The sequence below is a fragment of the Mycobacterium sp. E1386 genome (assembly GCF_001672745.1).
Lineage (GTDB): Bacteria > Actinomycetota > Actinomycetes > Mycobacteriales > Mycobacteriaceae > Mycobacterium.
In genome coordinates, this window is record NZ_LZKH01000071.1 from 1 (window position 1) to 5318 (window position 5318).

The window sequence follows — 5318 nt, forward strand, 5'->3', positions numbered from 1 at the left end:
GCCCGCACCCCACGGGTGGTCGCCCTCGACGACACGGGCTACGCCGACGAACGCGACCCGGCCGCGCGCACCGCGCGCATCCCGTCGATCGCGCTGCGCGCCGCCCGCTCGTCGCTTCAGGCCGGGGCGCCGGTGCTGGTGCAGGTGCCGCGGCGCGGGTATGTCCCGTCGCTGGCCTGCGCGCGCTGCCGCACGATCGCCCGGTGTCGGCACTGCACGGGCCCCCTGTCGTTGCAGGAGGGCGGCCAGGCGCTGATCTGCCGGTGGTGCGGGCGCATCGACCCGACGCGGCGGTGTGCGCGCTGCGGTTCGGACGCCGTGCGCGCCGTGGTCGTCGGGGCACGCCGCACCGCCGAGGAGCTTGGCCGCGCGTTTCCCGGAACCGCGGTGGTCACCTCGTCGGGGGAAGGTGTGGTGCCGGGGGTCGCCGCCGGCCCGGCCCTGGTGGTGGCCACCCCGGGGGCCGAACCCGCCGCCGCTGGCGGCTACGGCGCGGCGCTGCTGCTGGACACCTGGGCGCTGTTGGGCCGACAAGACCTGCGTGCCGCCGAGGACGCGCTGTGGCGCTGGATGACCGCGGCGGCGTTGGTGCGTCCCCGCGGCGACGGCGGGGTGGTGCTGGTGGTGGCCGAATCATCGATCCCCACGGTCCAATCGCTGATCCGCTGGGATCCGGTGGGTCACGCCGACGCCGACTTGGCGGCTCGCGCCGAGGTGGGCTTGCCGCCGAGCGTGCACATGGCGGCGCTCGACGGCGCGGCCGATGCGGTGGCGGCGCTGCTCGACGAGGCCGGGCTGCCAGACGGGGCGGACGTGCTGGGCCCGGTGGATTTGCCGGCTGGGGTGCGCCGCCCGGCGGGGACGCCGACGGGCGTCCCGGTGACGAGGATGCTGGTGCGCGCCCGCAGAGAGCAGGGGCTGGCGCTGGCCGCTGCGCTGCGTCGCGGCGTGAGCGTGCTGTCCGCCCGCCAGACCCACGAGCCGGTCCGGGTGCAGATCGACCCCCTGCACATCGGGTGACCTCGCCAAATCCTGCCCGAGGGGATAGTATGCGTCGGAAATAATGCCTGACTACGACATTGGGAGCCTTGGCAGTTCCTGATCTTTAGCCGCCGATATGCCGGAGACGGTTCGGAGAAGGGGCCGACATGGCAGCAAACAACGCGACGACGGCGGACGAGTCGCTGGACGTCATCACTGACGCTTTGCTGACGGCTTCCCGCTTGCTGGTTGCCATTTCGGCGCGCTCGATCGGTCAGGTGGACGAGACCATCACGATCCCGCAGTTCCGGACGCTGGTAATCCTGTCGAATCGGGGCCCGGTCAACCTGGCCACCCTGGCCGGTCTGCTCGGGGTGCAGCCATCCGCCACCGGGCGGATGGTCGATCGGCTGGTCGCGGCGGGGCTGATCGACCGCCTGCCGCACCCGACGTCCCGGCGCGAGCTGCTGGCCGCGCTGACGAAGCGGGGGCGGGAGGTCGTTCGTCAGGTTACGGCGTACCGGCGCAACGAAATCGCGACCATCGTGGAGAAGATGCCGCCGCCGGAACGCCACGGCCTGGTGCGGGCCCTGACCGCGTTCACCGCCGCCGGCGGCGAGCCGGACGTGCACCTGGATGCCGAGATCGATCTCTAGCGCTTCTCGGCGGTGACCAGCAGATACTCCCAGTTCATGGTGCCGTTGGCGAGGTAGTGCTGCGCGAGCTCGACGAGTTGGGCGTCGAGCTCGGCGGCCAGCACCCGATTGTGCCCGATGTTCGCGTAGGCCTCGATCGTCGGACCGTAGTGGTTCTTGAAGTACGTGTGCACCGCTTCGGCGCTTTCGAACCGGTTGACTTCCAGCATTCCCCGCACCGCGGTCATCCGGCCGACGCGCTCGCCGAGCAATCCGGTGACGTAGCCCTCGCGTCCCCACAGCGCGGCCGGCGGCACGGCCTGCGACAGGCTGGGCCGGTACGGCCGGATGGTGGCGAGCATGCGGCCGAAGAATCCCTCCGGCGTCCAGCTGATCACGCCGATCGTCCCGCCCGGCCGGCAGACCCGGACCAGTTCGTCGGCGGCCCGCTGCTGGTCCGGCGCGAACTGCACGCCGATCGCGGAGATGACGACGTCGAACTCGCCGTCGCCGAACGGCAGCGCGTGCGCGTTGGCCTCCCGGTAGTCGATCGTCAGGCCATGGGCCGCGGCGCAGGCGCGCGACCGCTGCAACAGCTCGGGGGTCAGATCACTGGAAACGACGGCGGCGCCCGACGCGGCGGCCGGAAGCGAGATGTTGCCCGAGCCGGCCGCGACGTCGAGCACCCGCACGCCCGGCCCGATGCCGGTGGCCTTGACCAGGGCCGGCCCCAGCGGGGCCATCACTTCCTCGGCCATCAGGGCGTAGTCGCCGAGCGCCCATACCGCGCGATGGGGGGCGGCGTCGCTGATCGTGGTGTCGAGAGTCATCAGGCCTCCTTGAAGGTAAGGAAAGGGCTGCCCACTCGACCTCGTTGTCCCTAGCACGGCAGTGCGGTCACGCGACTAAATAGTGACCTGTAGCAATAGTATGCATTAGCAATAGTATACAAGCGCAACTTCGGGCCGGACGGCCGCCGCGGCTTTCTAGACTGTGCCGGTGCGTCTTGTCTTCGCCGGCACCCCCGAACCCGCGCTGCCCGCGCTGCGCCGCCTCATCGACTCGCCACGTCACGAGGTGATCGCCGTGCTGACCCGGCCCGACGCGGCGGTCGGGCGGCACGGCAAGCCGCAGCCCTCGCCGGTGGCCCGCGAAGCGCTCGACCGTGGCATTCCGCTGCTGCGACCGGCGCGGCCGAACGCGGAAGAGTTCGTCGCCGAACTGACGGAGTTGGCGCCGGACTGCTGCGCGGTCGTGGCCTACGGCGCGCTGCTGCGCGACGGCCTGCTCGGGGTGCCGCCGCACGGGTGGATCAACCTGCACTTCTCGCTGTTGCCGGCCTGGCGCGGGGCGGCCCCGGTGCAGGCGGCGATCGCGGCCGGCGACACCATCACCGGTGCGACCACGTTCCGGATCGAGCCCAGCCTGGACTCCGGCCCCATCTACGGCGTCGTCACCGAGACGATCCGGCCGTCCGACACCGCGGGCGAACTGCTTGAGCGACTGGCAGTTTCGGGCGCGGCGCTGCTATCGACGACGCTGGACGGCATCGCCGATCAGACGTTGACGCCCCGGCCGCAACCCGCCGACGGCGTCAGCCTCGCGCCGAAGATCACCGTCGAGCAGGCCCGGGTGCGCTGGGACCTGCCTGCGCCGATCGTGGAGCGCCGAATCCGTTCGGTGACGCCAAACCCCGGCGCCTGGACCCTGATCGGCGACCTCCGGGTGAAGCTCGGTCCGGTGCACATCGACGCGGATGGCCCAGAATCGCTGGCGCCCGGCGCTATTCACGTCGACCGTAAGAGCGTGTGGATAGGCACCGGTTCGCAAGCGGTGCGTCTGGGCGAAATACAGCCGCCCGGAAAGAAATTCATGAACGCCGTCGACTGGGCCCGCGGCGCGCGACTCGACTCCGCTGTGCGGGCGACGTGAGCCGGCCCAGGCCGCCGGATCGCGGACGCGGCAAGCGGCGCCGACCACTCGACCCCGCGCGCGCCGCCGCGTTCGAGGTGCTGCGGGCGGTCAGCGAGCGCGACGCATACGCGAACCTGGCCCTGCCCGCGCTGCTGCGCGAACGCGGGATCAGTGGCCGCGACGCCGCGTTCGCCACCGAGCTGACCTACGGCACCTGCCGGACCCGTGGCCTGCTCGACGCGGTCATCGGCGCCGCCTCCGGCCGCTCGCCGGACAGCATCGACCCGGTGCTGCTCGACCTGCTGCGGCTCGGCACGTACCAGTTGCTGCGCACCCGCGTCGACAAGTACGCCGCGGTGTCCACCACGGTCGAGCAGGCCGGTATCGAATTCGATTCGGCCCGCGCGGGTTTCGTCAACGGCGTACTGCGCGCAATCTCCGCGCGCGACGAGAAGTCCTGGGTCGAGGAATTGGCGCCCGACCCGTCGCGAGACCCGGTCGGACATGCCGCCTTCGTGCACGCGCACCCGCGCTGGATCGCGCAGGCGTTCGCCGACGCCTTGGGCGCGGCCGCGGCCGAGCTCGACGCGGTGCTGGCCAGCGACGACGAACGGCCTCAGGTGCACCTGGCGGCCCGTCCCGGGGTGCTGACGGCCACGGAACTGGCCGACGTCGTGGGTGGCACGGTCGGCCGGTATTCGCCCTATGCGGTGTACCTGCCGGGTGGCGACCCCGGGCGGCTGGCGCCGGTGCGCGAGGGCGCCGCCCTGGTCCAGGACGAGGGCAGCCAGCTGGTGGCACGGGCGCTGACGCTGGCGCCGGTCGAGGAGGACACCGGCCGGTGGCTCGATCTGTGCGCCGGACCGGGCGGCAAGACCGCGCTGCTCGCCGCGCTGGGCGCCGGATCCGGGGCGCGCGTCACCGCGGTGGAGCCGAACCCGCGCCGCGCCGACCTGGTTGCCGAGAACACCCGGGGGCTCCCGGTCGACGTGCTGCGGGTCGACGGGCGGCAGACCGAACTCGAGCCGACCTTCGACCGAGTGCTCGTCGACGCCCCGTGCACCGGGCTGGGCGCGTTGCGGCGCCGCCCCGAGGCGCGGTGGCGGCGACAGCCCTCCGACGTGCCGACGCTCACGAAGCTGCAACGCGAGCTGCTGGGCGCCGCGATCGCGCTCACCCGGCCCGGCGGTGTGGTGCTCTACGCGACATGTTCGCCCCACCTCGCCGAAACCGTCGGGGTGGTCGCCGACGCGCTGCGCCGGCACCCGGTGTCCGCGTTGGACACCCGGCCGCTGTTCGAGCCCGTCACCGGGCTGGGGGATGGGCCGCACGTCCAGCTGTGGCCGCATCGGCAGGGCACCGACGCCATGTTCGCCGCCGCGCTGCGCCGCGAAGCGGGGTAGCGGGGTGGCGACTCAAATGGACCCGGCCGCCGCCGCGCTGCGCCGTGAAGCGTGAACCCTTCGGCGCGGCTCAGTAGTGTGGCGCACATGCCTGGCAACACCGGTAAGCCCCTGATCGCGCCGTCCATCCTGTCCGCCGATTTCTCGCGGCTGGCCGACGAAGCGGCCGCGGTGGTGGGCGCCGACTGGCTGCACGTCGACGTGATGGACAACCACTTCGTGCCCAACCTGACCATCGGCCTGCCGGTGGTCGAGAGCCTGCTCACCGCCACGGCCATCCCGATGGACTGCCATCTGATGATCGAGGACCCCGACCGTTGGGCGCCCGGCTACGCCGAGGCGGGCGCCTACAACGTCACCTTCCACGCCGAGGCCACCGACCACC

General features: G+C 72.3%; 4 protein-coding genes and 2 pseudogenes. 5 read left to right on the top strand and 1 reads right to left on the bottom strand.

Going from position 1 to position 5318, the window contains the following annotated elements; genetic code table 11:
- Nucleotides 1–1020: pseudogene (locus A5709_RS07545) on the top strand (primosome assembly protein PriA); the annotation flags it as partial.
- 128 nt (nucleotides 1021–1148) lie between these two features.
- Nucleotides 1149–1637 (top strand): MarR family winged helix-turn-helix transcriptional regulator, encoded by a 489-nt coding sequence (locus A5709_RS07550; protein ID WP_067943758.1) that lies wholly within the window; start codon nucleotides 1149–1151, stop codon nucleotides 1635–1637.
- Here the strand turns inward: A5709_RS07550 and A5709_RS07555 are convergent.
- The gene (locus A5709_RS07555) at nucleotides 1634–2446 is read right to left on the bottom strand and encodes a class I SAM-dependent methyltransferase (protein ID WP_068119162.1); all 813 of its coding nucleotides are present in this window, start codon (nucleotides 2444–2446) and stop codon (nucleotides 1634–1636) included. The two genes, A5709_RS07550 and A5709_RS07555, sit on opposite strands and share 4 nt — an antisense overlap.
- A gap of 169 nt (nucleotides 2447–2615) precedes the next feature.
- Here A5709_RS07555 and fmt point away from each other — a divergent pair, with 169 nt between their 5' ends.
- The 3 genes and pseudogenes from fmt to A5709_RS07570 form a co-directional block, all read left to right on the top strand.
- On the top strand, nucleotides 2616–3548 hold the full coding sequence (gene fmt / locus A5709_RS07560) for a methionyl-tRNA formyltransferase (RefSeq protein ID WP_067943774.1): 933 nt from the start codon (nucleotides 2616–2618) through the stop codon (nucleotides 3546–3548).
- Nucleotides 3545–4933, top strand: a complete 1389-nt coding sequence (locus A5709_RS07565) for an RsmB/NOP family class I SAM-dependent RNA methyltransferase (protein WP_068119165.1) — start codon at nucleotides 3545–3547, stop codon at nucleotides 4931–4933. Before fmt ends, A5709_RS07565 begins: the two co-directional genes overlap by 4 nt.
- Nucleotides 4934–5020: 87 nt before the next feature.
- Nucleotides 5021–5318 (top strand): annotated as a pseudogene (locus tag A5709_RS07570) (ribulose-phosphate 3-epimerase); the annotation flags it as partial.

What these genes read in the sequence shown, in the direction of transcription:
- A5709_RS07550 (WP_067943758.1), top strand. Translation starts at nt 1,149, where the DNA reads ATGGCAGCAAACAACGCGACGACGGCGGACGAGTCGCTGGACGTCATC.
- A5709_RS07555 (WP_068119162.1), bottom strand. Translation starts at nt 2,446, where the DNA reads ATGACTCTCGACACCACGATCAGCGACGCCGCCCCCCATCGCGCGGTA.